The organism is Burkholderia sp. Cy-637 (genome assembly GCF_011753175.1).
Lineage (GTDB): Bacteria > Pseudomonadota > Gammaproteobacteria > Burkholderiales > Burkholderiaceae > Burkholderia > Burkholderia gladioli.
This window is the reverse complement of sequence record NZ_VWWC01000026.1, coordinates 1-25,550: the sequence shown is the minus strand read 5'-3', so window position 1 is coordinate 25,550 and position 25,550 is coordinate 1. Positions and strand designations below refer to the sequence as shown.

The following is a 25,550-nucleotide window of genomic DNA, read 5'->3' as shown; positions in this document are numbered from 1 at the left end:
TGCGCCGGTTGCTGACATCCGGTTCGCTCATGCCTTCTTCCGTCCTGCGTTCTTTATCGCTGATTGCGCTAGCCGTTGCCCTGATCCTGCCGTACGCGGTCACCAACCATACCTATCCGATCCCGACGTTCTATTCCGAATTCACGGCGTTCGGCCTGTACGCGCTGCTCGGCGTGATCGTCACGCTGATGCTGCGCGGCGAGCGAGCGGTCCGGCCGTTCGCCGCGCCGCGCGCCTGGAGCGCGCCGCTCGCGTTCGGCGCGGTGCTGATCGCGCAGACCGTGCTGCTGCCGCTGTCGCAGCCGTCGATGAACTGGCTCGCGCTCGGTTACCTGCTGGCGGCGCTGGTCGCGATGCAATCGGGTTACCTGCTCGGCCGGATCCACTCGGTCGAGACCGTCACGCGCATGATGGCCGGCGCGCTGATCGTGGGCGGCGTGTTCGCGGTCGGCTGCCAGGTGGTCCAGTTGCTGCACCTCGAGCACACGTTCTCGCCCTTCGTGGTCAGCTACGGCGTGCTCGCCGATCGCCGGCCCTACGGCAACATGGCCCAGGCGAACCATCTCGCCACCTATATCGCCTTCGCGCTGGCCAGCACGCTCTACCTCGCGCAGTCGCGGCGGCTGCCGGCCTGGGGTTGGCTGCCGCTGTCGATCCTGTTGTCGGCGGGGCTGGCCTTCACCGTTTCGCGCGGGCCCTGGCTGCAGGTGGCGGTGATGGTGGTTGCGGGGCTGTGGGCGGCGCTCGCCGCCGCCCGGCGCGGGCAGGGGCGCGGCGCGGCCTGGCTTTATCCGCTCGCGCTGGCGGCCGTGTTCGTGATCGTCAATATCGTGGTGCGCTGGGCCAACGTCCACTATCACCTCGGACTCGCCGAATCGGCGGCCGAGCGCATGCGCGATGCCGGACAGATCGCGCCGCGCCTGGCACTGTGGAAATACGGGCTGACCATGTTCCGCGAGCATCCCTGGCTCGGCGTGGGCTGGGGCGAGTTCCCGCTGCACCAGTTCGAGCTGGTGCGCACGCTCGGCGGCGTCGAGATCGCGAACAATTCGCACGACATCTTCATCGACCTGCTGGCCAAGTCGGGCGTACTCGGGCTCGGCGTGCTGCTGGTCGCGCTGCTGCTGTGGCTGGTGCGCGCGCTGCGCGTGCCGCACACGGTCGAGCGGATCTACGGGCTCGCCCTGATCGGCGTGCTGCTGATGCATGCGCTGGTCGAGTATCCGCAGCAATACACCTTCTTCACGCTGCCGGCGATGTTCGTGATCGGGCTGCTCGAGACGCAGCCGCTGCGCATGCTGCCGGGGCGCATCGCGCATGGCGTGTTCGCGATCGTGTCGGTGGCTGCCTTGCTGGCGCTGTACCCGGTGCTGCGCGACTACCAGCGTGCCGAGGTGCTGTACTACGGCTCGAATCCGGCCGAGCAGTATCGCGCCGCGCCGTCCTTCCTGTTCGGCGCCTGGGGCGAATACGGCGCGGCCACGCTGATGCCGATCTCGCGCGACGACCTTCCCGCGAAGCTGGCCGCGCATCAACGCGCGCTCGCGCTGCTGCCGGGCGAGACGGTGCTGCGCCGCTACGCGGTGCTCGAGGCGCTGGACGGCCGCGAGGGCGATGCGCTCGACACCGTCGCGCGCCTGAAGATCTTCGCGGAGGAACTGCACGACTGGCCGGCGCAACTGGCGGCGCTCTACAAGCTCGTCGACGCGCAGCCGTCGCTCACCGGGTTCCGGCAATCGCTGGTGTCGCGCTACGGCAAGCCGGCCGGCACGGCCAGCGAGGACGAGGACGACAGCGACGATTCCGACGACTGAGTCCATGGCTGGCGGTCGAAGGTGGCGCGCGACGCTCCAATCGACCCAGGGCAAGCCGAAGCGGCCCGCACCCATCACCCCGGCGGTGACAGGTGCGGGCCGCTTCGTTTCCGCCGGCGAGCGCCATCGCGAAACCTTCCGTTGCCGAGACATCGAAGCGCATTGCACCGCTTTCCGGCACGATTCCTACAAACATCGTCAACTTGGCCGCCGATTCGGTCCCCTCGGCCGAAGCTGTCGCTTCGCTTCGGTTATGCTGACGATCGGCAATTCGCAGCGCCGACATTCATAACCTGGGAGGATCACGATGAAGATTCGTACTGGCCGTGCCGTGGCAGCCGGCATCCTGATCGGCCTGTCGCTGACGGCGACGGGCGCTTACGCGCAACTGGGCGACATGCTCAAGCAGGCCGGCGGTTCGGCCACGCAGAATTCCGGCGGCCTGGCCGGCAATCTCGGTGGCCTGGGCGGGGCACTCGGCGGCGGTGGTTCGTCGCTGATGCCGTCCAGCCTCGGCAACGTGGCCGGCGTGCTGCAGTTCTGCATCCAGAACCAGTATCTGGGCAGCGGCGGCGCGAGCTCGGTGAAGGACCAGTTGCTGGGCAAGCTCGGCGGCAATCCGCAGTCGGATAGCGGCTTCACAAGCGGCAGCAACGGCATCCTCGACGGCGGCAACGGCAAGACGCTGGACCTGAGCGGCGGCGGCCTCAAGCAGCAGTTGACCAAACAGATCTGCGACAAGGTGCTGACGCAAGCCAAGTCGATGCTGTAAGCTCGACAGGCGCGGCAAGGCATCACGCCGCCACGAACAGACCACGCGGCGCCGATGCGCGCGAGCCGGTCCGGCAACTCGGGCAGCCTCGCGTGCATCGGCGCCGCTCTGCCGATCGCGACCGACCAACGCGACGCAAATACCCGGGGAAGCCACGCCATGATCCGCCACGCGAAGACGCTCGCCGTGCCGCTCGTTGCCCTGCAACTGGCCGGCTGCGCGATGTTCCTGCCGCACGACAATACGCTGTCCTGCACGATTCCCGTCGCCGTCTATCCCGACGATGCGCGTCCCATCGACCGCGAGGTGACGGTGCTGGTGCGCGCGCTGATCACCGCCTCGGGCGAACCCGAGAACGTCACCATTACCACCAGCAGCCGCAATGCCGCCGCCGATCGCGCCGCCGTGGCGGCCATGTCGCGCGCGCGTTGCACGCAGAAGGCCGCCTATGGCGGCAAGCCCTCGCCCTTCACGCTGACGCAGCCGTTCGTATTCGAGCCCGACGTGGGGCAGCCGAAGTAGGGCGAGGCGGCCCGGGCGCACATCGCGATTCCGACGATCGTCCTCGAAATCGAGATCGGGAAAATTGAATGGGCAATCGCATTCCTGAAAGTCGATGGAAAGCGATTGCATGGAAATTCGAAAATCGTTGCCGCCGATTATTAAACCTGTAATCAAGTCGGATCGATGAAGCCGCTAATGCGTTGTAGCGCGGCGACATCGGTAATCGTCTCGAAAGTTCCGATCTTTAGAATCGCCCCCGAAGCAGAAAGAGAAGCGCATTACCACTCCACCAAGCATCAGCGCTCCATTCGGGGAATACATGAAAATAGCAAGGACGCTCGTCCCGGCATTGCTGGCCATGTCGGCAGGCGCGGCATATGCACAGAGCAGTGTCACGCTGTATGGCACGATCGACGAGGGCTTCGATTACATCAGCAACGAAGCGGGTCATTCGAATTACACGCTGTCGAGCAATATCCGGCAACTCGGCAATCGCTGGGGGGTGAAGGGCAGCGAGGATCTCGGCGGCGGCCTGCATGCGGTGTTTCGGCTCGAGAACGATTTCGGCCTCAATAATGGCGCCCTGGTCCAGAGCGGCGTGATATTCGGCCGGCAGGCCTATGTCGGCCTTTCATCGGATCGACTCGGCACGATCACGCTGGGCCGGCAGTACGATTCCGTGGTCGATTACGTCGCGCCGCTGAGCGCGGCCGGCAGTTGGGGCGGCGGCCTGTTCGGGCATCCCTTCGACGCCGACAACCTCGACCAGAGCTTCAGTATCAACAATGCGGTCAAGTACACCAGCGCCGAGTATTCGGGCGTGCAGTTCGGCGGCCTGTACGGCTTCAGCAACCAGGCCGGCCAGTTCGCAGGCAATCGCGCCTGGAGCGTCGGCGCGCGCTATAGCGGCGGCCCGCTCACGGCGGCGGCGGCCTACATGAACGTCGACGGGGAAGACCTGAATGCGTCGGGCGCGGTGGTGGGCTCGATCTACCACGCGGGCACGCAGCGGGTGGCCGCCGCGGGCGCCAGCTATGTGTTCGGCGCGGCCACGCTGGGCCTGGTGTATACGCACACGAATCTCTACGCGGCGCCGCGCGACGGCCTGCTGCGTGACATCAGGTTCGACAACGTGGAATTCAACGCGAAGTATGACTTCAGCTCGGCCTGGTACGTGGCGATGATGTACCTGTACACGAATGCATCGATCGAGGTGCTGCGCAGCAACAACCATCCGCACCTCAACGAGATCGGCGCGACGGCGGGGTATCACCTCTCGCGGCGCACCGAGGTCTATGTGCAGGGGCTGTATCAGCACACCTCGGGGAACCAGCCCGCGTCGATCGCCGACCTCACCGACTCTTCCTCGCGCAACCAGACGGTGGCGCGCGTGGGCATCCGCACGGCGTTCTGATCGCCGGGCTGGACGAACGAATGGCGCCGCTTGCGGCGCCATTCGTCCATCAACGGCCTGTCAGCCCTCCACCTTCCAATCCCCCGACTTCCCGCCTTTCTTCTCGACCACCCCCACCTCGCCGATCACCATCCCGCGATCGACCGCCTTGCACATGTCGTAGACGGTGAGCAGGCCGACCTGCACGGCGGTCAGCGCTTCCATCTCCACGCCGGTGCGCCCGAGCGTCTCGACCTGGGCCGTGCAGCGCACGCCGGGCAGGGCCTCGTCGAATTCGAAGTCGACCGCCACGCGCGTGAGCGCCAGCGGGTGGCACAGCGGAATCAGGTCCGACGTGCGCTTGGCGCCCTGGATCGCCGCGATGCGCGCCACGCCGATCACGTCGCCTTTTTTCGCGCGGCCGTCGCGGATCAGCGCGAGCGTGTCGGGCAGCATCCGGATCGCGCCGCGCGCGATCGCGATGCGTCGCGTTTCCTGTTTGTCGCCGACATCGACCATGTGCGCATGGCCGGCCGCGTCGAAGTGGGTGAGTCCTGGCATGAGTCGCTCCTGAGCTGGGCGCCCATCATAGCAGCGCGCGCCGCGAGGCCTGGGCGCCAGTACAATGTCAGCCGATATCGCCAACCCAGATTCCGGGATTCAGACCCGAACCCACGCCCGAGTCCGCCGCGTTCGATGCCGTCCATGCCGCGTGTCCGATCCCTGCTCGCCGTCTCGCTGTCGGCCGTGCTCGCCCTGCCGCCGGGCAGTCACGCGCAATCGTCGCGGCCTGCCCAGGCGGCTTCGTCGCCGGTCGTGGCCGCCTCGCCCGCGGCCGGCGCCGCGCGCCTGCCGGGCGTGCTCGACGGCATTTCCACGGCGCCCGCCATCCCCGATGAAATCGCGCCGGGCGTATTCGGCACCTACGGCGGCGAGCGCGCACGGCTGGCGGGCACGCCCGGCGCGCCGGCGCCCAGCCTGCGCAGCCCGCTGCAGAGCCAGCAACTGCCCAACCTCGGCGACGGCTCCGGCGGCGCGCTGACTCCGCAGGCCGAACGCCGGCTCGGCGAGCGCGTGATGCGCGAGGTGCGGCGCGATCCCGACTATCTCGACGACTGGCTGGTGCGCGACTACCTGAACTCGGTCGCGGCCCGGCTCTCGGCCGCCGCCGCGGCCCAGTTCATCGGCGGCGATCGTCCCGACTTCGACCTGTTCCCGATGCGCGACGCGCAGATCAACGCGTTCTCGCTGCCCGGCGGTTTCATCGGCGTGAACAGCGGGCTGGTGATCATGACGCGCACCGAATCCGAACTCGCCTCGGTGCTGGGCCATGAAATGGGCCACGTGCTGCAACGGCATATCGCGCGCATGCTCGGCGCCAGCGAGAAGACCGGCTACGCGGCGCTGGCCTCGATGCTGATCGGCGTGCTGGCCGGCGTGCTGGCGCGCAGCGGCGATCTCGGCAGCGCGATCGCGCTGGGCGGGCAAGCCTACGTGGTCGACAACCAGCTGCGCTTCTCGCGCGGCGCCGAACGCGAGGCCGATCGCGTCGGCTTCCAGTTGCTGACGGCGGCCGGCTACGATCCCTACGGCATGCCGGGCTTCTTCGAGCGCCTCGATCGCTCGACCCTGGGCGACGCCGGCGTGCCCGAGTACGTGCGCACCCATCCGCTCACCATCGACCGGCTCGCCGACATGGACGACCGCGCGCGTCGCGTACCCTATCGCCAGCCGCGCCAGGCGCCGGAATACGTGTTTGCGCGGGCGCGGCTGCGGATCCTGCAGAACCGCTCGCCGTCCGACGTCGCCAACGAGGTGCGCCGCATGCGCAGCGAGATCGACGACCGGATCGCGCCGAGCGTGGCGGCGAACTGGTACGGCATCGCGCTGGGGCAACTGCAGCTCGGCAACTTCGGCGAGGCGGACGCGGCGCTGGCGAGCGCGCGCGAGCGTTTCGCCCGCATCCAGCAGGACGAGGGCACGACCGCGTCGAGCACGCCGAGCCTGGACGTGCTGGGCGCCGAGATCGCGCGCCGCGCCGGCCGCACCGACGAGGCGCTGCGGCTCGCGCAACTGGCGCAGCAGCGCTGGCCGGGTTCGCACGCGGCGATCATCGCGCATCTGCAGGCGCTGCTGGCGGCCGGGCGATTCCGCGAGGCGCAGCGCATGGCGCGCACGCAGGCCGAATCGGATCCGCGCCAGCCCGACTGGTGGAGCTACCTGGCCCAGGCGGCGCAGGGCAGCGGCGACGCGATCACGCGGCGGCGCGCGCTGGCGGAAAAGCTCGCGCTCGACGGCGCCTGGCCCTCGGCGATCCGCCAACTGCGCGATGCGCGCGACGACAAGGCGGTGAGCTTCTACGAGCAGTCGATCATCACGGCGCGGCTGCACGACTTCGAGCAGCGCTACAAGGAAGAGCAGAACGACAAGGAGGACGAGCGCGGCTAGACGTGCCGCGCTCGAGGCGGGTTTCGGCTCAGCCGGCGGCGCGCGCGGCCGGGCTCGCGACGAAGGCGAAGCGGGCCGGCACCTCGTCGCGGCCGATCGAGGCCAGCGAGAGATCGACGCCGGGCCGCCAGTGGAAGCGGCCGCCCGTGCCTTGCTCGTCGAGCGTGGCGTGATCGGCGAACAGGCCGAGGTCGTGGTCGTGCAGGGCGGCCACGCGCGGCGGCGTCGACGCGTCGGAGAACAGCACGCCGCCCTGGTCGTCCAGCCAGGCGCCGGCCGGCTCGAAGGCCTGGCCGGTCTGGTCGGTCAGTCCCGGCACCCCGTGCTCGTCGGTCGCCAGGCGCACGATCCAGGGCGTGTAGGCCAGCTCGACGTAGACGCGCTGCGGCCCGTTCTGGAAGAACCATTGCCCTGCTTCGTCGCGCTCGTAGTTGCGCGCGATGAAGGCGATCAGCGCGGCATGGCGGATCGCGGTGCCGGGCGCGCCGGCGGCCTGGGCGGCCTCGTCGCGCATGCGCCAGTCGCCGCGGCGGTCGAGCAGCAGCCAGCCCGTGCAATGCGGGACGTTGGGCCATTTGGCCAGTGCCTGGCGAACGATGTCATCCATGGTCTAGGAAGCGGGAAACGAAGCCGAAGACGCGCAGCGGCAGCCAGTCGGCCTGGCCCGGGAAGGGCCCGGTCATGAAGCCGACGTGGCCGCCGTGCTCGGGCTGGTCCAACTCGACCGCGCGCGACACGTCGGCCGGGCCGGGCAGCGCGGTGGCCGGCAGGAACGGGTCGTTGCGGGCGTTGAGGATCAGGGTGGGAATCTCGATGCCGGGCAGCTTGGCCCGCACCGTGGCGCGCGTCCAGTAGTCGTCGGCGCCCGCGAAGCCGTGCAGCGGCGCGGTGACGATGTCGTCGAACTCGTGCATGGTGCGCGCGGCCAGCATCGCGCGCCGATCGAAGATGCCGGGATGCTGGGCGAGCTTGGCGAGCCCCTTGAGCTTCAGCGTCTTCAGGAAGGAGCGCGTGTAGACCATCGAGAAGCCCTGCGAGATGGCCCGGCCGCCGGCGTGCACGTCGAGCGGGGTCGACACCGCGGCGGCGGCCGCCACCAGCGAGCGGTTGCCGCGCCGCTCGCCGAGCCAGTGCAGCAGCACGTTGCCGCCGAGCGAGACGCCCACCGCGAACAGCGGGCCGCGATGCCGGGCGGCGAGCCGGCGCAGGATCCAGTCGACCTCGTCGGCGTCGGCCAGGTGGTAGAAGCGCGGCAGGCGGTTCAGCTCGCCGCTGCAACTGCGGAAATGCGGCACCACGCCGTGCCAGCCCAGGTCGCGCGCGGCCGCCATCAGCAGGCGCGCGTAGCGGGAATCGGAATTGCCCTCGAGCCCGTGGAACATCACCACCAGCGGCGCCTCGGGCGAGGGCTCGCCGCCGGCGAGGCCGCTGGGCGGGTGGGTGACCCAGTCGAGATCGATGAAGTCGCCGTCGGGCGTGTCCCAGCGCTCGCGCCGGTAGCTCACCTCGGGGCGGCGGCCGAACAGCGCCGGGAAGATCGTCTGGGCGTGATTGGAGGGCAGCCAGCGCGGGGCCACGTAGCGCAGCAGCTCGGCGGCGGGCTGCGCGAGCCCGGTGAGCGGCGACGGCGGTGTATCGGTACTCATCGCGCGCGTGCCGGCCTCAGTGCAGCGGGCCCTGGCCGTGGCGGATCTTGGCGGCGAACTGGCTGGCGGCCTGGTCCGGGATCGGGCTGGCGTGGATATGGGCGATCCGCCATTCGCCGCGCTCGTGGATCATCACGTAGGTGGCGAACACCATGTCGGGCTCGCTGCCGCCATCGGCGTACTGATGGGCTTCCGCGACCGTGTAGACCACCGTGCCGAGGCTGTCGTAGACGCGGATGTCGAGCGGCTCGATGGTCACCGGGCGTGCCGTCATGCGCTGCGCGAAGCCGCTGCGGATCTGCTCGAGGCCGTGCAGGTGCGCGCCGTCGGACCAGATGCAGCTCGCGAAATCCTCGTCGATCCACAGGACCATCAGGGCGTCGAGGTTCGCGTCGGCGACCGACTGGTAGTAGGCGTTCAGCGTGTCGGCGGCGGCTTCGAAGAGGCGGGCAAAACGTGGCATCGGGTTTATCTCTCGCGCAAGGCGCGCTATTACAAGGCAGCGGCCGCGAGGCCGCCTTCGCAAGTACCGCAATGACTGTCTCGAACGCGCGCCGGGCCGGGCCGCGGCCCGGCTCCCCTCAGCGCTGGCCGACCAGCATGCCGCGCAGGTCGGCGAAGACCTGCTCCGGGCTCAGCTCGCGCAGGCAGTTCAGGTGGCCGAGCGGGCATTCGCGCTGGAAGCAGGGGCTGCATTCGAGCTGCAGCCATTGTACCTTTGCCAGATCCGAGAGCGGCGGAGTGTGGCGCGGATCGGTCGAGCCATAAAGCGCGACCAGCGGGCGTCGCAGCGCGGCGGCCACGTGCATCAGGCCCGAATCGTTGGTGACCACCGCGTTGGCGCGCGCGATCAGCGCGCAGGCCTCGGACAGCGAGGTCTGCCCGCACAGGTTGCGCACGCCGGGGGCCTGATCGGCGATCGCCTGGGCGGCCGGCGCATCCTTGGGCGAGCCCAGCGCGATCATCTGCGTATAGGGGAAGGATTGGCCGACGATCCTCGCCAGCGCCGCGAAATGCTCGGGCGGCCAGCGCTTGGCCGGGCCGTACTCGGCGCCGGGGCAGAACACGATCAGCGGCTTGCGCGTGTCCAGGTGGAAGCGCGTCGAGACGCGCGCGCTCTCGTTGAGGTCGGCCTCCAGGCGCGGCATCGGCAGGGACTTGAGCGCCTCGTCGAGCTTCGCGCCGGGCGCGTAGGCCAGCGCGGCGTAGAACGGCACCATCGGCGGACGCGAATCGCGTGCCTTGGGCGGGTTCGCGTGGCGCACGTTGAGCAGGGCGTAGCGCGACTCGCCGGTGTAGCCGATGCGCAGCGGGATCCCGGCCAGCCAGGGGATCAGCGCCGATTTCAGCGAATTCGGCAGCACGTAGGCGGCGTCGTAGCCGACCTCGCGCAGGTCGCTGGCCAGTTGCCAGCGGCGCAGCATCTGCAGCTTGCCGTGGGCCAGGTCGGTGGCGTGCACCTCGTGGATCTCGGGCATGCGCTCGAGCACGGGCGCGACCCAGCTCGGCGCGAGCGCGTCGATCACGATGCGGGGGTGCAGTTTCTTCAGCAGCGCGAAAAGCGGCTGCGCCATCAATGCGTCACCGATCCAGTTCGGTGCGATTACCAACGCGCGACGCATCAGGTCGATATCCGGTGTCTTGTTGAAACGCGGCGCCGGGGCGCCGCGCTCGGGTTGCGGGGGGGAAACGGTGGCGGCGGGGCGGCGCTAACTGCAGGGCAGCGACGCGCCAGGCGCGCAGGCGGCGCGGGCGCGATGCTGCCGCGCGTCGCTTCGTGCCCGATGCGGTACCGAGTTGCCTGCCGCTCGTGCTGCAAGCTCGGCCGCGCAGGGCGGGCCGCTCAGTGGCCGTGGACGACTTCGCCGTCGCGCAGCTTGTAGCGCGTGCCGCAATAGGGGCAGCGCGCCTCGCCGTGCGTGATGTCGATGAACACGCGCGGATGCGCGCTCCAGCGCGTCATCGCCGGGTTCGGGCAGTAGGCCGGCAGATCCTTGGCCGACAGTTCGACGAGCGGTCGTTCCTTGATTTCACTCATGGGGCGGTCTCTTGTTGCAATAAGGGGGCGAGCGCGGCGCGCATCTCGCCGTTGCCCGACACGATAGCGAAAAAACCGGCGGCGCGGCGCGTTCGCGCGCAAGCCGGGTCGATCGCCGGCCGTGGCGGGCCGCGCAGGACCGGCATTTTAACGTCTTTTGCATCGGCAACGGTCTGCTCGGCGGGGTCCGGCGCTATAATCCTCGGCACCATTCAACACCAGCAACACGGGAGGCAACGCGGCCGCGCGCGCCCCCGGTTCCTCGCGCCGCCCGGCGCCGTCCCATGCTCGCTCGCCTGTCCGCCTCCGATCGCTTCTCCTTCGTCCAGGGGGCGCGCGACTACGCGCCGACGCTCACCGCGATGCTGTCCTGGGGTCTCGTTACCGGTATCGCGATGAGCAAGTCGGTGCTGACCACCAACCAGGCGGTCTGGATGTCGCTGCTGGTCTACGGCGGCTCCTCGCAACTGGCGGTGCTGCCGCTGCTGGCCGCCAAGCTGCCTCTCTGGACGCTCCTCCTGACCGCCGCGATGGTCAACCTGCGCTTCGTGATCTTCAGCGCCGGCATGGCCCCGCACTTCTCCTACCTGCCGATGTGGCGGCGCGCGCTGATCGGCTATTTCAACGGCGACGTCATCTACCTGCTATTCATCCGCCAGGGTTTCGCCAATGGCCAGGTGCCGGGCAAGGAAGCCTATTTCTGGGGCATGGCGATCGTCAGCTGGCTGTCCTGGCAGGCCTCCTCGCTGGCCGGCATCGCGCTGGCCAGCGTGGTGCCCGACCAATGGGGGCTGGGGCTGGCCGGCACGCTCGCGCTGATCCCGATCATGGTCTCGGCGGTGGCCAACCGCTCGACGCTGGCCGCCGTGGTGGTGGCCGGCATCGTCGCGCTGCTGGCGATCGAGCTGCCCTACCGGCTCGGCCTGCCGCTCGCGGTGCTGGCCGCGCTGGCCGCCGGCACGCTGGCCGACGTCTTCATCGAGCGGGCCGACTGGCGCCGCCTGCGCGCCGAGGTGCGGCCCCGCGATGCGCTCGACGCGAGCGAGGCCGGCCGCGACGGCGAGGGCGGCGCGCGATGAGCGACACCGCCCTGGTCTGGTGGACCATCGCCGGCATGACCGTGGTCACCGCGCTCACCCGCGCGCTGTTCCTGATCGGCGGCGAGCGCACCATGCTGCCCGAGCGTGCCCAGCGCGCGCTGCGCTACGCGCCGGCCGCGGCGCTGGTGGCGGTGGTGCTGCCCGACGTGCTGGAGACGCCGGCCGGCATCTCCTTCTCGCTGGCCAATCACGACTTCTACGCGGCCGCCGCGGGCCTGGCCTGGTTCCTGTGGCGGCGCAGCATGATCGGCACGATCGTGGTCGGCATGCTGGTGTCGACCGCGCTGCGCCTGATCATTTGACCCTTCGCCTCGAAGCCTTTCGATGCTGCACAGCAACATCGAAAGGCTTCGGCCAAATAGGGGGAATTCGCCGTGCGGCGGGGCAGGCCGCGGGATGGATCGGCTAGAATGGCCCTTTCCGGAAATCTCGAGCGTGTCGCACGGCCCAGCCCGGCCGTCAGGCGCCTGTCGACGGCAGCCCGCGCGCGATTTTTCAGCAACGCCTTCCTCATCAACCTTCAATCAGTCCCATGAGCCAAGTTAAGCGTCTTACCGACCTGATCGCCGAGGGCAAGGTCTCCGGCCAACGCGTCTTCATCCGCGCCGATCTGAACGTGCCCCAGGACGACCAAGGCAACATCACCGAGGACACGCGCGTGCGCGCCTCGGTGCCGGCGATCCGGGCCGCGCTCGACGCCGGCGCCGCGGTGATGGTCACCTCGCACCTGGGCCGGCCGACCGAGGGCGAGTTCAAGCCCGAGGATTCGCTGGCGCCGGTCGCCAAGCGCCTGGGCGAGCTGCTCGGCCGCGAGGTGCCGCTGGTGGCGAACTGGGTCGAGAACGGCGTGAAGGTCGCGCCGGGCGAGGTGGTGCTGCTCGAGAACTGCCGCGTCAACAAGGGCGAGAAGAAGAACGACGACGCGCTGGCGCAGAAGATGGCCGCGCTCTGCGATATCTACGTCAACGACGCGTTCGGCACCGCGCACCGCGCGGAAGCCACCACCCACGGCATCGCCAAGTACGCCGGCATCGCCTGCGCGGGCCCGCTGCTGGCCGCCGAGCTCGACGCGCTGGGCAAGGCGCTGGGCAACCCGAAGCGCCCGCTGGTGGCGATCGTGGCCGGCTCCAAGGTATCGACCAAGCTGACCATCCTGAAGTCGCTGGCCGAGAAGGTTGACCAGCTGATCGTCGGCGGCGGCATCGCCAACACCTTCATGCTGGCCGCGGGCCTGGCGATCGGCAAGTCGCTGGCCGAGCCGGACCTGGTGGCCGAGGCCAAGGCCATCATCGACGCGGCGCGCGAGCGCGGCGCCTCGGTGCCGATCCCCTCGGACGTGGTGACGGCCAAGGAATTCGCGCCCACCGCGAAGGCCACCGTCAAGAAGGTCAACGAGATCGAGGCCGACGACCTGATCCTCGACATCGGCCCGGACACGGCGCGCGCGCTGGCCGGCCAGCTCGAGAAGGCCGGCACGGTGGTCTGGAACGGCCCGGTGGGCGTGTTCGAGTTCGACCAGTTCGGCAACGGCACCAAGACGCTCGCCGAGGCGATCGCCAACTCCCCCGCGTTCTCGATCGCGGGCGGCGGCGACACCCTGGCGGCCATCGCCAAGTACGGCATCCACGACAAGGTCAGCTACATCTCGACGGGCGGCGGCGCCTTCCTCGAGTTCCTGGAAGGGAAGACGCTGCCGGCGGTGGAAGTGCTGGAAACGCGCGCGGCCTGATGGCGGCGCACGGTCGCGCGAAGACGCGCCGGCAGGCGGGCGGGGCGGCGCGGGCACGCCCCGGCTCCCACGCCGGCGGGCGGCAAGGCCCCGGGGCCGGCCGCCCGGCCGCGATGGAAAAGGACATGCAGAACAAAGCGACGCCGGCCGACGAAGCCGGCGCCCATACCGGAGCACCGGCCGCTGGGCCCGGCGGCTCCGGCTCTCGCAGCAGTATCTCCAGCGCATCCACCCAGACCATCAAGAGGAGTTTCATGCTTCGCGCCACCAAGATAGTCGCCACGATCGGCCCGGCTTCCAGTTCGCCCGAGATTCTGCTGCAGATGATCCAGGCCGGCCTCGACGTCGTGCGTCTCAACTTTTCGCACGGCACGGCCGACGATCACCGCCAGCGCGCCGAGATGGTGCGCGAGGCCGCGCGCAAGGTCGGCCGCGAGATCGCGATCATGGCCGACCTGCAGGGTCCGAAGATCCGCGTCGGCAAGTTCGAGGAAGGCAAGACCACGCTGAACCCGGGCCAGCCCTTCATCCTCGACGCCACCTGCGAGCTCGGCAACGACCAGCGCGTCGGCCTCGACTACAAGGACCTGCCGCGCGACCTGAAGACCGGCGACGTGCTGCTGCTCAACGACGGCCTGATCGTGCTGACCGTCGAGCGCGTGCTCGGCGACGAGATCCACACCATCGTCAAGGTGGGCGGCGAGCTGTCGAACAACAAGGGCATCAACCGCCAGGGCGGCGGGCTGTCGGCGCCGGCGCTGACCGCCAAGGACATGGAGGACATCCGCACCGCCATGTCGCTGGGCGCGGACATGGTGGCCGTGTCCTTCCCGAAGAACGCCACCGACATGGAAATGGCGCGCCAGCTCGCCAACATCGCGGGCGCCCCGTACGGCATCAAGCCGAAGATGATCGCCAAGATCGAGCGTGCCGAGGCGATTCCCGCGCTGCAGGACATCCTCGACGCCTCGGACGGCATCATGGTGGCGCGCGGCGACCTGGCCGTGGAAGTCGGCAACGCGGCCGTGCCGGCGCTGCAGAAGCGCATGATCCGCATGGCGCGCGAGTCGAACAAGCTGGTGATCACCGCCACCCAGATGATGGAGTCGATGATCCACGCGCCGGTGCCCACTCGCGCCGAGGTCTCGGACGTGGCCAATGCCGTGCTGGACGGCACCGACGCGGTGATGCTGTCGGCCGAATCGGCCGCCGGCAAGTACCCGGTGGTGACCATCGAGACCATGGCCGCGATCTGCGTCGAGGCCGAGAAGTCGGAAACCGTCGAGCTCGACAAGGATTTCCTCGACCGCACCTTCACCCGCATCGACCAGTCGATCGCGATGGGTGCGCTGTTCACGGCCCACCACCTGGGCGCCAAGGCGATCATCGCGCTGACCGAATCGGGTTCGACGGCGCTGTGGATGTCGCGCCACATCACCCACGTGCCGATCTTCGCGCTCACGCCGCGGGTCGGCAGCGAGCGCGCGATGGCGCTGTTCCGCAACGTCACGCCGCTGCACGTCGACTTCAACAGCGATCGCGACTCGGCCATGCAGGCCGCCGTGGAGATCGTGATCCGCCAGGGTTACGTGGTGCGCGGCGACATGGTGGTGCTGACCGTCGGCGAGCCGATGGGGCAGGCCGGCGGCACCAACACGCTGAAGATCGTGCGGGTCGGCGAGAGCTTCTGATTCGTCCCTGACCCTGTATGAATGCCCGGCTGGCCGGGCACGGGAAATGCCGCGCGGCGGGCTCGATGCCCCCGCGCGGCTTTTTTTTGCATTTTTTCGTGGTACATGAAACGGAAGTCGTAACAAATTGCGGAATCCGCCCGGAAACGGAACTAAACGCAGGGCGCTTCGCGATAAAATGTCGCCCACTCGACGCTCGGCCGCAGGCGCCGCCCCGTGAATTCGCCCGGGACAGGCCGCCGCCGCCAACCAGGGCGCACCGGTTTTCATTCATGGAGTACCACAATGCCTCTCGTATCAATGCGTCAACTGCTGGACCACGCAGCGGAACACGGTTATGGCCTGCCGGCATTCAACGTGAACAACCTGGAGCAGGTGCAGGCGATCATGGCGGCGGCCGACGAGGTCAACGCGCCGGTGATCATGCAGGCCTCGGCCGGCGCCCGGAAGTACGCCGGCGAAGCCTTCCTGCGCCACCTGATCGAATCGGCGGTCGAGTCCTACCCGCATATCCCGGTGGTGATGCACCAGGATCACGGCCAGTCGCCGGCGGTCTGCCTGGCGGCGATCCGCAGCGGCTTCACCAGCGTGATGATGGACGGCTCGCTGCAGGCCGACGGCAAGACGGTCGCCTCCTACGAGTACAACGTCGAGGTGTCGCGCAAGGTCGTCGAGATGGCGCACTCGATCGGCGTGACGGTCGAGGCCGAACTGGGCGTGCTCGGTTCGCTCGAGACCATGAAGGGCGACAAGGAAGACGGCCACGGCGCCGAAGGCACCATGACGCGAGAGCAACTGCTGACCGATCCGGAGCAGGCCGCCGACTTCGTCAAGCAGACCCAGTGCGACGCGCTGGCGATCGCGATCGGCACCTCGCACGGCGCCTACAAGTTCTCCAAGAAGCCCACCGGCGACATCCTGTCGATCGAGCGCATCAAGGAAATCCACGCGCGCATCCCGAACACGCACCTGGTGATGCACGGTTCGTCGTCGGTGCCGCAGGAACTGCTGGCGGAAATCCGCGAATTCGGCGGCGACATGAAGGAAACCTACGGCGTGCCGGTCGAGGAGATCCAGGAAGGCATCAAGCACGGCGTGCGCAAGATCAACATCGACACCGACCTGCGCCTGGCGATCACCGGCGCGATCCGTCGCTACCTGTTCGAGAACCCGTCGAAGTTCGATCCGCGCGACTACCTGAAGCCCGCGCGCGAAGCCGCCAAGAAGGTGTGTATCGCCCGCTACCAGGCCTTCGGCTGCGAAGGCCAGGCCGGCAAGATCAAGCCAGTTTCGCTCGACAAGATCGCCGAGCGCTACAAGGCCGGCGAACTCGCCCAGCTCGTGCGCTAACATATCGGTTTGCCGCCCGGTGGTTCCGGGCGGTGCCGGCCGGAAGTCCAGCCGCCGTTCCCGCCTGTCGACGGGGAACGGCGTTTCCCTTTTTGTTTGGCCCCATTTTCTGCGAAACGACGATGTCTACCCTTTACGAATCCACGCTCCGTTCGCTGCCGCTCCTCGGTCGCGGCAAGGTCCGCGACAACTACGCGGTCGGCACCGACAAGCTGCTGATCGTCACCACCGACCGTCTGTCGGCGTTCGACGTGATCATGGGCGAGCCGATTCCGAACAAGGGTCGCGTGCTGAACCAGATGGCCAATTTCTGGTTCGACAAGCTCTCGCACATCGTCCCGAACCACCTGACGGGCGACGCCCCGGAATCGGTGGTGGCGGCCGACGAGGTCGAGCAGGTGGCCGGCCGCGGCGTGGTGGTCAAGCGCCTGGAGCCGATCCTGGTCGAGGCGGTGGTGCGCGGCTACCTGGCCGGCAGCGGCTGGAAGGACTACCAGGCGAGCGGCGCGGTGTGCGGCGTCGAGCTGCCGGCGGGCCTGCAGAATGCGCAGAAGCTGCCCGAGCCGATCTTCACGCCGGCCGCCAAGGCCGAGATGGGCCACCACGACGAGAACATCAGCTACGAGGAATGCGAGCGCCGCATCGGCACCGAGCTGAGCGCCACCATCCGCGACATCTCGATTCGCCTGTACAAGGAAGCGGCCGACTACGCCGCCACGCGCGGCATCATCATCGCCGACACCAAGTTCGAGTTCGGCCTCGACGAGCACGGCAAGCTGTACCTGATGGACGAGGCGCTGACCGCCGATTCCTCGCGCTTCTGGCCGGCCGACGAATACCAGGTCGGCACCAACCCGCCGTCCTTCGACAAGCAGTTCGTGCGCGACTGGCTCGAGACGCAGGACTGGAAGAAGGAACCGCCCGCGCCGAAGCTGCCCGACGAGGTGGTCGCCCGCACCAGCGCCAAGTACCAGGAAGCGCTCGAGCGCATCACCGGCCAGACGCTGGCCTGAGCGCGCCGCGAGCGCCGTTCGTCGATAACGAAGGAAACGTCCCACGATGAGTGAAGTCCAGACCGCCCACACGCACAGCGCGCCCCTGATCGGCGTGCTGATGGGTTCCAGTTCCGATTGGGACGTGATGAAGCATGCCGTCGCGATCCTGCAGGAATTCGACGTGCCCTACGAGGCCAAGGTCGTGTCCGCGCACCGCATGCCCGACGAGATGTTCGACTACGCGGAGAAGGCGCGCGAGCGCGGCCTGCGCGCGATCATCGCCGGCGCGGGCGGTGCCGCCCACCTGCCGGGCATGCTGGCCGCCAAGACCACCGTGCCGGTGCTGGGCGTGCCGGTCGCCAGCAAGTACCTGAAGGGCGTCGATTCGCTGCACTCGATCGTGCAGATGCCCAAGGGCGTGCCGGTGGCGACCTTCGCGATCGGCGAGGCCGGCGCGGCCAACGCGGGCCTGTTCGCGGTCTCGCTGCTGGCCGGCACCTCGACCGACTACGCGAACCGCCTCGCCGCGTTCCGCGTGCGCCAGAACGAAGCCGCGCACGCGATGGTGCTGCCGCCGCTGTAAGCGGCGCGGCCCCGAAGTCTTTCCGGCATCACCCCGGCGGCGGGCAGCGAACCCCACGATGCCCGCCGCGACCGATCACTGACATGACTGCACACTCCACTCCGGTTTCACCGATCCTGCCCGGCGCCTGGCTCGGCATGGTCGGCGGCGGCCAGCTCGGCCGCATGTTCTGCTTCGCGGCCCAATCGATGGGCTATCGCGTCGCCGTGCTCGACCCCGACGCGAGCAGCCCCGCCGGCGCGGTGGCCGATCGCCACCTGCGCGCCGCCTACGACGACGAGGCGGCGCTGGCCGAGCTCGCCGGGCTCTGCGAGGCGGTGTCGACCGAATTCGAGAACGTGCCGGCCGCCAGCCTCGATTTCCTGGCCCGCAGCACCTTCGTCGCGCCGGCCGGCCGCTGCGTGGCGATCGCGCAGGACCGGATCGCGGAGAAGCGCTTCATCGCCGCCTCGGGCGTGCCGGTCGCGCCGCACGTGGTGATCGAATCGGCCGAGGCGCTCGCCGCGCTGGCCGACGCCGAGCTGGACGCGGTGCTGCCCGGCATCCTCAAGACGGCGCGCATGGGCTACGACGGCAAGGGCCAGGTGCGCGTGGCGAACGCCGCCGAGGCACGCGCCGCGTTCGCCTCGCTGCGCGGCGTGCCCTGCGTGCTGGAAAAACGCCTGCCGCTCAAGTACGAGGTGTCGGCGCTGATCGCGCGCGGCGCCGACGGCCGCTCGGCCGTGTTCCCGCTCGCGCAGAACACCCATCATCACGGCATCCTGTCGCTCACCGTGGTGCCGGCGCCGGCCGCCGATGCCGCGCTCGCGGCCGCGGCCCGGCAGGCGGCGGTGCGCATCGCCGATTCGCTCGACTACGTGGGCGTGCTGTGCGTGGAGTTCTTCATCCTCGAGGACGGCTCGATGGTCGCCAACGAGATGGCGCCGCGCCCGCACAACTCGGGGCATTACACCGTCGATGCCTGCTCGGCCAGCCAGTTCGAGCAGCAGGTGCGCGCCATGGCGCGGCTGCCGCTGGGCAACCCGCGCCAGCATTCGCCGGCCGTCATGCTCAACGTGCTCGGCGATATCTGGTTCGCCGATGCCGCGGGCGAGAGCGAGCCGGTCACGCCGCCCTGGGACCAGGTGGCCGCGATGCCGGCCGCCCATCTGCACCTGTACGGCAAGGAAGAAGCGCGCGTGGGCCGCAAGATGGGCCATGTGAACTTCACGGCCGCCACGCTCGACGAGGCGCTCGAGGCCGCGCAGGCTTGCGCGAGCCTGCTGCGCATCCCGCTCGACTGAGGAGCCCGCCATCATGAGCCCGGACCTCCGTTCGACCGCCGCCTGGCCGATGCCGCCCGACGGCGCGATCGAGGAAGCCGCCGCCAAGCTCGCGGCCGGCCAACTGGTCGCGTTCCCGACCGAAACCGTTTATGGGCTCGGCGCCGATGCCGAGAGCCCCGAGGCGGTGGCGCGGATCTACGCGGCCAAGGGCCGGCCCTCGAATCATCCGGTGATCGTGCACCTGCCGCCCGGCGGCGATCCGGGCTACTGGGTCGAATCGCTGCCCGCCGACGCGCAAAAGCTGATCGACGCGTTCTGGCCGGGGCCGCTCACGCTGATCCTCAAACGCGCCGCGCATATCCCCGACGCGGTCAGCGGCGGCCAGGATTCGGTGGCGCTGCGCTGTCCCTCGCATCCGGTCGCGCAGCGCCTGCTGGCCGCCTTCGGCGCGCTGCGCGGCGGCCACGGCGGCGTGGCCGGCCCCTCGGCGAACCGCTTCGGCCATGTCAGCCCGACCACCGCGCAGCATGTGCGCGAGGAGTTCGGCGACAGCGTGCACGTGCTCGACGGCGGCGCGGCCGAGGTCGGCATCGAGTCGACGATTCTCGACCTGTCGCGCGGTTTTCCGGCGCTGCTGCGGCCCGGACATATCACGCCGCAGCAGATCGCCGCCGTGCTCGGCACCGTGCCGCGCCTGCCCGACGGCAGCGACGCCACGGCGCCGCGCGCCTCCGGCACGCTGAAGGCGCATTACGCGCCGCGCACGCCGCTGGCGCTGCTGCCGTTCGATCGCCTGGAGCTGCTGCTCGATGCGGCCGCCGAGGCGGGCGAGCCGGTCGCGCTGGTCGCGCGGGCCTCGAGCGCGCGCGATTGGTCCACCGCGATCGGCGTGCACTTCGTCGCCGCGCCCGAGGATCCCCAGGCCTATGCGCGCGAGTTGTACAGCCTGCTGCGCGCGCTCGATCGGGCGCAGGTCGCGCGCATCCTGATCGAGCAGTTGCCGGATACGGCCGAATGGGTCGCCGTCAACGACCGGCTCGGGCGTGCCGCCGCGGCATTCGAGCAGGGCGCCGACGAGGCGCACTGAGTTTCCGCCTCGGGGCGCGCCAGCGCCTCGTCTCGCTGCTGCCGTTGCGCGCGGGTTTCGCCCGCCGCGCCGGCAGGTCTCCCGTCTCTTCCCCGCGTCGCGCGGATGCGGCTCGCTTCGAGCCGCCGCGCCGATTCCTTCCTGCTCGATCCACCGCCGCCTTCGCGGACGCCCGCGTGCGGCCTGGCGCGGTTCGGCGATTCCATGCTTGACACGCCGGAACGATCATTCCATGATTTGTGGAACGATCGTTCCGGCGACTGATGTGCGAGATCCCGGATCGATCCTTTCCCCCATCGTTTAGAAAGGAGTCGTCATGTCCATCCGTTCCGATTCCGGCGCTGCCCGGCCGACCTTCGCCATCGCCGGCGCCACCGGGCGCGTCGGCGCCGAGCTGACGCGCCTGCTGGCCGAGGATCCGGTCGAGCTGCTCGCGCTCACGCGCCGTCCCGAAGCCGCCGTGCTGCCGGCCGGCGTGCGTGCCGTGGGCGTCGATTTCGAGCGACCGGCCAGCCTGTCCGCGACCTTGCAGGGCGTCGAGCGCCTGTTCGTCGCGCAGGGCAGCTCGCCGAACCAGGTCGCCAACGAGATCGCGCTGATCGACGCCGCGGTGGCGGCCGGCGTGCGCCATGTGGTGAAGCTCTCGGCGATGGGGCCGGCCACGCGCCTGTATCCGATGGCCTGGCACATGCCGATCGAGGCGCATCTGGCGCGCCAGCCGATCGCCTCGACAGTGCTGCGGCCGTCCGCCTTCACCTCGCTGCTGCTGCGCGCCGGCCCGCTGGTGGCGGCGGGCGAGTGGGGCGGCGCGGTGGGCAGCGGGCGCACCAATTTCATCGATACCCGCGACGTGGCCGCGGCCGCGCGCGCGGCGCTGTTCGAGGAAGTCGACGGGGAATCGCAGCTCGCCTATCACCTGACCGGGCCGCGGGCCTGGACCGTCGACGAGATCGCGCGAGAGCTCTCCGGCCTGCTCGATCGCCCGGTCGTCTATGCGCAGCGCTCGCTGGCCGAGCAGCACGCGCTGCTGCTGGCCGGCGGCCTGCCGCCCTTCGTCGCGGACCTGCTGGTCGGGCTCGACCGGCTGATGCGCGCCTCGGGCATCGGCGAAACCACGCGCACGGTGGAGGAGCTGACGGGACGTCCGCCGCGTTCGCTGACGGACTGGCTGCGCGAGAACCTGGATCGCTTCCGCCGGCCGGCGGCGTGATTGCGGCGTATCAAGGAAAAACGCCCGGCGCATCGCGCGCCGGGCGTTCTGTTTCCGCTGCCGGGCCGCCCGCATGCAGCGAGCGGGCGGCCGGGGCGGGCTGGCCTTACTTGGTGACGCCGGCCGCCGCGATCTGCTGCTCGACGAACTGCGCGACCAGCGCATGCAGGCGCGTGGTCGGGTGCACCGTGTCGGCGAACATGTAGGTCTGGTCGGCGTTGGCCACCGTGTAGGTCTGCGGCGAGCAGAACAGCGAGGAGGCGAAGCCGCTCGGATCGGCCACCCCGGCCTTCGCGGCGGCCGCGGCCATGGCGGTCAGGTTGCAGGCCGTGCCGGTATTGCCGACCGTGAAGCCGTTGGCCTGGAAGTTCGCGCCGATGCCGTCCTGCCAGGTGAATACGTCCATCACCTTGACCTTGCTGGTGTCGACCTGCAGCGCGGCGAGCGTGGCGTTCAGCGTCTGGTTGAACAGGCCCGAGAGCTGGGTCAGCGCGGCCTGGGTGGCGGCGCCGCCGGCCACCGCCAGCGGCGTGGTGCCGATGTCGGGCATGTTGGCGACGAACACGTGGCTGGCGCCGGAGTTGGCGATCTGCGCGATGATCTGGCCGAATTGCTGGGCCGCCAGGCCGACCGCCTGCGCCGCCGCGAGCTGGGCGGCCTGGGTGTTGCCGGCAGCGGCCGCGACCTGCGCCTGGAACAGGATGTCGTTGGCGCCGCCGTTGACCAGCACGATCTGGTTGGCGTTGAAGCTGCCGTGCGCTTGCAGGTACTGCTGCACCTGGGTGGAGATCGGCGTGGTGGTGGCCTGGGCGAAATCGGCGTTCGGTACCGAGGCGTCGGCGTGGCCGAGGCCCGGCTGCAGCGTCACGCGTGAGCCGCCCTGGGCGTAGCCCAGGCCGCCGGTGGCCTGCAGCGGAACCCCGAAGCCGCCTTCGTAGGCGGGCTTGAGCGTGTCGCCGAAGTATTCGGCCACCTTCTGGGTCCAGACCTCGCCCGGATTGGTGGTGAAGCGCCCGCCGCCGAAGCCGAGCAGGATCTGCGGCGAATAGGTGCCAGCATCGGACAGGCTGTCGCCGAACGAGACGATCTGCTTCTGCACGCCGGCCGGCGGGGCGGCGGGCGCGGCGTTGTCGTCACCGCCGCCGCAGGCGGCGAGCAGCGCGAACGCCGCGCTCGCGATCGCGAGCTGCGCGCTGCGCTTCAGACGGCTCGGCAGGCGGGGCGTGGCGGTGTGGTTCGGCTTCATGCATGCATCTCCTCGTAGATATGGCCAGTTTGTTTATGCGTCGTCGGACGCGTGGTGCCCGATGTCCGGCGGCACGGCGGCAGGTCGCCCCATGTCGTCCGGCCCCCTTCGGGCCGCGGCCGTCGCGGGTCGCAACGTGCCGGTAACCTGCGCATGATAAGCGCTTGCCCACTCGGGCGGCCCGAAAATCGCGCGCCACTTGTTGCGCGGGCCGTCGACGCGGATCGCGTCGGTCGCCATCGAGCGCCATTCGTGGAAGGTCGCGACCAGCGGGTTGTTCGAATTCAGCGGCTCGACGATGCCGTAGACGGGCGGATCGCGCGGATCCTCCTCGACGTAGCTGCCGAACAGGCGGTCCCAGATCACCAGCACGCCGGCGTAGTTGCGGTCGATGTAGCGCGGGTTGCGCGCGTGGTGCGAGCGATGGATCGAGGGCGTGTTGAGGAAGGTCTCGAGCCAGCCGAGCTTGGGGATCGCCTGGGTGTGGACGAAGAACTGGAAGGCCAGGTTGATCAGCACGATGCCGACGATCTGCTGCGGCGGGAAGCCCAGGAAGGCCAGCGGCAGCCAGAACAGCCACATGCCGGCGATCGGGTACATCAGGCTCTGGCGGAACGCGGTCGAGAAGTTCAGGCGCTCGGACGAGTGATGCACCACGTGCGCGGCCCACAGCCAGCGCACCCGGTGGCTGGCGCGGTGGAACACGTAGTAGAGCAGGTCCTGCGCGATGAACAGGACCGCGAAGGAAAGCCAGCCGGCCTGCCAGTCCAGCAGCCGGTAGTGCGCGTAACAGAATGCGTAGATCGGGATCACCACCAGCCAGGCGAGCTTGTCGGCGCCCTGGTGCATCAGCGCGAGCGCGGCGTTGCAGAGCGTGTCGCGCCAGGCGTAGATGTGATCGTTCGGTCGCGTGCGGGCCAGGTGCCACGCTTCCCAACCGATGCAGAGCAGGAACACGGGCGCCAGCGCGAGCAGCAGCAATTCGACATTGAATTGCATGGGCGTCTCCCCCTTTCGAGTCTGGTCGGCCATCGCCCCGGCTCGTCACGGTCCGGCCGGGTGGGATGGAGAGGAAAAGAGTACGCAATCGCCGCGCCCGGCGCGACAAGTTCAGTAGAGGGAGTGTTCGGGGGAGGGTTTGCCCGCAAGCCCCGCCGGGCCGGGCTCGGGCGGTGCGGTGCGGGGGGCCGCCTGGGCCGCCCCGCCCGGATTAGCCGCGGCTTGCGGGAGCGGCCCGCAAGGGCGGCTTGGCGGGCAGGCTTATTCGGCGGCTTACTCGGCGGCTTGCCCCGGGCCCGAGTAGACCCATTCGAGCAGCGCGTCGTGCGCGGCGCGCGCCGCGCTCGCGCGCGGATCGTTGATGAAGCTGACCACCACGTAGCTGTTGCCGTCGGCCGAGGCCACGTAGCCGGCGATGGCGCGCACGTCGCGCAGCGTGCCGGTCTTGATGTGGGCATTGCCGAGCACGGGCTGGTTGGTCAGGCGCCGCGCCATGGTGCCGTCCACCCCGACGATCGGCAGCGATTCGACGAAGGGCTGGGCCACCGGGCTGGCATTGGCGGCCTGCAGCAGCGCGGCGAGCGTGCGCGCGCTGACGTGCTCGTCGCGCGACAGGCCCGAGCCGTTGTCGAGCTGCAGCTCGGGCGCGGCGATCCCGCTCTTGTGGAGGAAGGACTGGATCACCTGCGCGGATTGCTCGGGCGTGGCCGGCGGCTTGCCGACGATCGCGCCGAGCGACAGGAACAGGTTGCGCGCCATCACGTTGTTGCTGTTCTTGTTGATGTCGTAGACGATGCTCGACAGCACCGGGCCGTGATGGGTCGCGACCGGGCGCGCGGTGGTCGGCACCTTGCCCTCGACGATCGGTCCCGCGAAGCTGCCGCCCGTCGAGCGCCACAGCGCCAGGAAGCCCTGCGAGAAGAACTGCGAATGATCGAGCACGGCGATGTTGCTGGTGACCGGCCCGCATTGCGGCGGGAAGCGGCCCACGAAGCTGGCCGTCAGCATGCCGCCGGCGTCGGTCGACAGGCGCGGGCGCGCCGCCGCCGAGGCCATCGCGCAGGAGCCGCCGGCCTCGCTTACCTGGTTGTCGATGCTCAGGTTGGCCAGCGGCGGCAGCACGTCGATCGCGACGTTGCCGCTGTCGGTCGGCGTGACCGTGAAGGACAGCGACTTGAAGGCGTAGAGCAGCGGGTCGGGGCCGACGTTGTAGGGCGCCTGGGTCTCGTCGTCGAAGGCGGGCAGGTCGCGCGTGGCGCTGGCGAAGAAGCTCTTGTCGAGCACCAGCGAGCCGTCCACGTTGACGATGCCGGCGCGCCGGATCCGGTTGACCAGGTCGATCAATTCCTCGGGCACCAGCTTCGGGTCGCCGGTGCCCTTGATGTAGAGGTTGCCGTGCAGCGTGCCGGACGGATCGAGCGTGCCGTCGGCATAGGCGCTGGTCCGGTAGCGGTAGTCGGCCCCCAGCAGCGACAGGCCCGAGTAGGTGGTGACCAGCTTCATGGTGGAGGCCGGCAGCATCGGCCGCTCGGCGTTCCAGGCCACCGCCGGCGCGCGCGCGCCGATCTTCTCGACCACCACGCTGATGCTGGAGGCCGGCACGTGGGCGCGCTGCAGGCCGGCCAGCACCGAGGCCGGCAGGATGCCGCGCGCGGCCGCCACGGTGGCGGCCGGCGCCGA

Annotated in this window: 24 protein-coding genes; 15 read left to right on the top strand and 9 right to left on the bottom strand. The window is 69.6% G+C overall.

The window, feature by feature from the left end:
• The first annotated feature begins 29 nt into the window (after positions 1 to 29).
• The 4 genes from F3J10_RS10365 (at position 30) to F3J10_RS10350 (ending at position 4,504) form a co-directional block, all read left to right on the top strand.
• The gene (locus tag F3J10_RS10365; RefSeq protein ID WP_167242006.1) at positions 30 to 1,814 is read left to right on the top strand and encodes a Wzy polymerase domain-containing protein; all 1,785 of its coding nucleotides are present in this window, start codon (positions 30 to 32) and stop codon (positions 1,812 to 1,814) included.
• A gap of 307 nt (positions 1,815 to 2,121) precedes the next feature.
• Positions 2,122 to 2,586 carry a DUF2501 domain-containing protein gene (locus tag F3J10_RS10360; RefSeq protein ID WP_025096953.1) on the top strand — a complete coding sequence of 155 codons (465 nt, stop codon included), beginning with the start codon at positions 2,122 to 2,124 and terminating at the stop codon, positions 2,584 to 2,586.
• A 159-nt stretch (positions 2,587 to 2,745) separates the two neighbouring features.
• The gene (locus tag F3J10_RS10355; RefSeq protein WP_167242005.1) at positions 2,746 to 3,108 is read left to right on the top strand and encodes a TonB family protein; all 363 of its coding nucleotides are present in this window, start codon (positions 2,746 to 2,748) and stop codon (positions 3,106 to 3,108) included.
• Between the two features lie 301 nt (positions 3,109 to 3,409).
• Positions 3,410 to 4,504 carry a porin gene (locus tag F3J10_RS10350; RefSeq protein WP_167242004.1) on the top strand — a complete coding sequence of 365 codons (1,095 nt, stop codon included), beginning with the start codon at positions 3,410 to 3,412 and terminating at the stop codon, positions 4,502 to 4,504.
• Positions 4,505 to 4,564: 60 nt separating this feature from the next.
• Here F3J10_RS10350 and moaC read toward each other — a convergent pair whose 3' ends face one another.
• Positions 4,565 to 5,044: a cyclic pyranopterin monophosphate synthase MoaC gene (gene moaC / locus F3J10_RS10345; protein WP_013699256.1), complete on the bottom strand. Its 480-nt coding sequence runs from the start codon at positions 5,042 to 5,044 to the stop codon at positions 4,565 to 4,567.
• Positions 5,045 to 5,188: 144 nt separating this feature from the next.
• Here moaC and F3J10_RS10340 point away from each other — a divergent pair, with 144 nt between their 5' ends.
• Positions 5,189 to 6,931: a M48 family metalloprotease gene (locus tag F3J10_RS10340; protein WP_167242003.1), complete on the top strand. Its 1,743-nt coding sequence runs from the start codon at positions 5,189 to 5,191 to the stop codon at positions 6,929 to 6,931.
• Positions 6,932 to 6,959: 28 nt separating this feature from the next.
• Here F3J10_RS10340 and F3J10_RS10335 read toward each other — a convergent pair whose 3' ends face one another.
• The 5 genes from F3J10_RS10335 to F3J10_RS10315 form a co-directional block, all read right to left on the bottom strand.
• The gene (locus F3J10_RS10335) at positions 6,960 to 7,538 is read right to left on the bottom strand and encodes a DUF2946 family protein (protein WP_025096957.1); all 579 of its coding nucleotides are present in this window, start codon (positions 7,536 to 7,538) and stop codon (positions 6,960 to 6,962) included.
• A complete protein-coding gene (locus tag F3J10_RS10330; RefSeq protein ID WP_167242002.1) occupies positions 7,531 to 8,577 on the bottom strand; it encodes an alpha/beta fold hydrolase in 1,047 nt (348 codons plus the stop codon). Before F3J10_RS10330 ends, F3J10_RS10335 begins: the two co-directional genes overlap by 8 nt.
• A 16-nt stretch (positions 8,578 to 8,593) precedes the next feature.
• On the bottom strand, positions 8,594 to 9,040 hold the full coding sequence (locus F3J10_RS10325) for a nuclear transport factor 2 family protein (RefSeq protein WP_013699252.1): 447 nt from the start codon (positions 9,038 to 9,040) through the stop codon (positions 8,594 to 8,596).
• A 118-nt stretch (positions 9,041 to 9,158) separates the two neighbouring features.
• The gene (gene waaF / locus F3J10_RS10320; RefSeq protein ID WP_166913278.1) at positions 9,159 to 10,199 is read right to left on the bottom strand and encodes a lipopolysaccharide heptosyltransferase II; all 1,041 of its coding nucleotides are present in this window, start codon (positions 10,197 to 10,199) and stop codon (positions 9,159 to 9,161) included.
• Positions 10,200 to 10,420: 221 nt separating this feature from the next.
• Positions 10,421 to 10,615: a zinc-finger domain-containing protein gene (locus F3J10_RS10315; RefSeq protein WP_013699250.1), complete on the bottom strand. Its 195-nt coding sequence runs from the start codon at positions 10,613 to 10,615 to the stop codon at positions 10,421 to 10,423.
• A gap of 284 nt (positions 10,616 to 10,899) precedes the next feature.
• Between F3J10_RS10315 and F3J10_RS10310 the strand changes: the two genes are divergently transcribed.
• The 10 genes from F3J10_RS10310 to F3J10_RS10265 all read left to right on the top strand — a co-directional run bounded on the left by F3J10_RS10310 (position 10,900) and on the right by F3J10_RS10265 (position 21,625).
• The gene (locus tag F3J10_RS10310; RefSeq protein ID WP_166913279.1) at positions 10,900 to 11,694 is read left to right on the top strand and encodes an AzlC family ABC transporter permease; all 795 of its coding nucleotides are present in this window, start codon (positions 10,900 to 10,902) and stop codon (positions 11,692 to 11,694) included.
• The gene (locus F3J10_RS10305; RefSeq protein WP_013699248.1) at positions 11,691 to 12,017 is read left to right on the top strand and encodes an AzlD domain-containing protein; all 327 of its coding nucleotides are present in this window, start codon (positions 11,691 to 11,693) and stop codon (positions 12,015 to 12,017) included. The genes F3J10_RS10310 and F3J10_RS10305 overlap by 4 nt, the downstream gene beginning before the upstream one ends.
• A 230-nt stretch (positions 12,018 to 12,247) precedes the next feature.
• Complete coding sequence (locus F3J10_RS10300; protein WP_025096961.1) at positions 12,248 to 13,444, top strand: phosphoglycerate kinase; 1,197 nt, start codon at positions 12,248 to 12,250, stop codon at positions 13,442 to 13,444.
• Positions 13,445 to 13,698: 254 nt separating this feature from the next.
• Positions 13,699 to 15,135, top strand: coding sequence for a pyruvate kinase (gene pyk / locus F3J10_RS10295; RefSeq protein WP_166913281.1), 1,437 nt, complete (start codon positions 13,699 to 13,701; stop codon positions 15,133 to 15,135).
• A gap of 285 nt (positions 15,136 to 15,420) precedes the next feature.
• Positions 15,421 to 16,485, top strand: coding sequence for a class II fructose-bisphosphate aldolase (gene fba / locus F3J10_RS10290; RefSeq protein WP_013699245.1), 1,065 nt, complete (start codon positions 15,421 to 15,423; stop codon positions 16,483 to 16,485).
• Between the two features lie 122 nt (positions 16,486 to 16,607).
• On the top strand, positions 16,608 to 17,498 hold the full coding sequence (locus F3J10_RS10285) for a phosphoribosylaminoimidazolesuccinocarboxamide synthase (protein ID WP_167233815.1): 891 nt from the start codon (positions 16,608 to 16,610) through the stop codon (positions 17,496 to 17,498).
• A 46-nt stretch (positions 17,499 to 17,544) separates the two neighbouring features.
• The gene (gene purE / locus F3J10_RS10280) at positions 17,545 to 18,063 is read left to right on the top strand and encodes a 5-(carboxyamino)imidazole ribonucleotide mutase (RefSeq protein ID WP_025096964.1); all 519 of its coding nucleotides are present in this window, start codon (positions 17,545 to 17,547) and stop codon (positions 18,061 to 18,063) included.
• 83 nt (positions 18,064 to 18,146) lie between these two features.
• Positions 18,147 to 19,346, top strand: a complete 1,200-nt coding sequence (locus F3J10_RS10275) for a 5-(carboxyamino)imidazole ribonucleotide synthase (protein WP_025096965.1) — start codon at positions 18,147 to 18,149, stop codon at positions 19,344 to 19,346.
• A 13-nt stretch (positions 19,347 to 19,359) separates the two neighbouring features.
• Complete coding sequence (locus tag F3J10_RS10270) at positions 19,360 to 20,415, top strand: L-threonylcarbamoyladenylate synthase (protein WP_167242001.1); 1,056 nt, start codon at positions 19,360 to 19,362, stop codon at positions 20,413 to 20,415.
• A gap of 316 nt (positions 20,416 to 20,731) precedes the next feature.
• Positions 20,732 to 21,625: an NAD(P)H-binding protein gene (locus F3J10_RS10265; RefSeq protein WP_167242000.1), complete on the top strand. Its 894-nt coding sequence runs from the start codon at positions 20,732 to 20,734 to the stop codon at positions 21,623 to 21,625.
• 106 nt (positions 21,626 to 21,731) lie between these two features.
• Here F3J10_RS10265 and F3J10_RS10260 read toward each other — a convergent pair whose 3' ends face one another.
• The 3 genes from F3J10_RS10260 to dacB form a co-directional block, all read right to left on the bottom strand.
• On the bottom strand, positions 21,732 to 22,871 hold the full coding sequence (locus tag F3J10_RS10260; protein WP_025096968.1) for an SGNH/GDSL hydrolase family protein: 1,140 nt from the start codon (positions 22,869 to 22,871) through the stop codon (positions 21,732 to 21,734).
• A gap of 33 nt (positions 22,872 to 22,904) precedes the next feature.
• The gene (locus tag F3J10_RS10255; RefSeq protein WP_025096969.1) at positions 22,905 to 23,870 is read right to left on the bottom strand and encodes a sterol desaturase family protein; all 966 of its coding nucleotides are present in this window, start codon (positions 23,868 to 23,870) and stop codon (positions 22,905 to 22,907) included.
• A gap of 273 nt (positions 23,871 to 24,143) precedes the next feature.
• A partial coding sequence (dacB, locus tag F3J10_RS10250; RefSeq protein WP_167241999.1) for a D-alanyl-D-alanine carboxypeptidase/D-alanyl-D-alanine-endopeptidase occupies positions 24,144 to 25,550 on the bottom strand: 1,407 nt, incomplete at its 5' end.

Bases quoted from the DNA above. Each gene is read 5' to 3' on its own strand.
- F3J10_RS10260 (WP_025096968.1), bottom strand. From the start codon at position 22,871: ATGAAGCCGAACCACACCGCCACGCCCCGCCTGCCGAGCCGTCTGAAG.
- F3J10_RS10265 (WP_167242000.1), top strand. From the start codon at position 20,732: ATGTCCATCCGTTCCGATTCCGGCGCTGCCCGGCCGACCTTCGCCATC.
- F3J10_RS10330 (WP_167242002.1), bottom strand. From the start codon at position 8,577: ATGAGTACCGATACACCGCCGTCGCCGCTCACCGGGCTCGCGCAGCCC.
- moaC (WP_013699256.1), bottom strand. From the start codon at position 5,044: ATGCCAGGACTCACCCACTTCGACGCGGCCGGCCATGCGCACATGGTC.
- purE (WP_025096964.1), top strand. From the start codon at position 17,545: ATGAGTGAAGTCCAGACCGCCCACACGCACAGCGCGCCCCTGATCGGC.
- F3J10_RS10355 (WP_167242005.1), top strand. From the start codon at position 2,746: ATGATCCGCCACGCGAAGACGCTCGCCGTGCCGCTCGTTGCCCTGCAA.
- F3J10_RS10350 (WP_167242004.1), top strand. From the start codon at position 3,410: ATGAAAATAGCAAGGACGCTCGTCCCGGCATTGCTGGCCATGTCGGCA.
- fba (WP_013699245.1), top strand. From the start codon at position 15,421: ATGCCTCTCGTATCAATGCGTCAACTGCTGGACCACGCAGCGGAACAC.
- F3J10_RS10275 (WP_025096965.1), top strand. From the start codon at position 18,147: ATGACTGCACACTCCACTCCGGTTTCACCGATCCTGCCCGGCGCCTGG.
- F3J10_RS10305 (WP_013699248.1), top strand. From the start codon at position 11,691: ATGAGCGACACCGCCCTGGTCTGGTGGACCATCGCCGGCATGACCGTG.
- F3J10_RS10325 (WP_013699252.1), bottom strand. From the start codon at position 9,040: ATGCCACGTTTTGCCCGCCTCTTCGAAGCCGCCGCCGACACGCTGAAC.
- F3J10_RS10360 (WP_025096953.1), top strand. From the start codon at position 2,122: ATGAAGATTCGTACTGGCCGTGCCGTGGCAGCCGGCATCCTGATCGGC.
- F3J10_RS10315 (WP_013699250.1), bottom strand. From the start codon at position 10,615: ATGAGTGAAATCAAGGAACGACCGCTCGTCGAACTGTCGGCCAAGGAT.
- F3J10_RS10285 (WP_167233815.1), top strand. From the start codon at position 16,608: ATGTCTACCCTTTACGAATCCACGCTCCGTTCGCTGCCGCTCCTCGGT.
- F3J10_RS10255 (WP_025096969.1), bottom strand. From the start codon at position 23,870: ATGCAATTCAATGTCGAATTGCTGCTGCTCGCGCTGGCGCCCGTGTTC.
- F3J10_RS10300 (WP_025096961.1), top strand. From the start codon at position 12,248: ATGAGCCAAGTTAAGCGTCTTACCGACCTGATCGCCGAGGGCAAGGTC.
- F3J10_RS10365 (WP_167242006.1), top strand. From the start codon at position 30: ATGCCTTCTTCCGTCCTGCGTTCTTTATCGCTGATTGCGCTAGCCGTT.
- pyk (WP_166913281.1), top strand. From the start codon at position 13,699: ATGCTTCGCGCCACCAAGATAGTCGCCACGATCGGCCCGGCTTCCAGT.
- F3J10_RS10310 (WP_166913279.1), top strand. From the start codon at position 10,900: ATGCTCGCTCGCCTGTCCGCCTCCGATCGCTTCTCCTTCGTCCAGGGG.
- F3J10_RS10270 (WP_167242001.1), top strand. From the start codon at position 19,360: ATGAGCCCGGACCTCCGTTCGACCGCCGCCTGGCCGATGCCGCCCGAC.
- F3J10_RS10340 (WP_167242003.1), top strand. From the start codon at position 5,189: ATGCCGCGTGTCCGATCCCTGCTCGCCGTCTCGCTGTCGGCCGTGCTC.
- waaF (WP_166913278.1), bottom strand. From the start codon at position 10,199: ATGCGTCGCGCGTTGGTAATCGCACCGAACTGGATCGGTGACGCATTG.
- F3J10_RS10335 (WP_025096957.1), bottom strand. From the start codon at position 7,538: ATGGATGACATCGTTCGCCAGGCACTGGCCAAATGGCCCAACGTCCCG.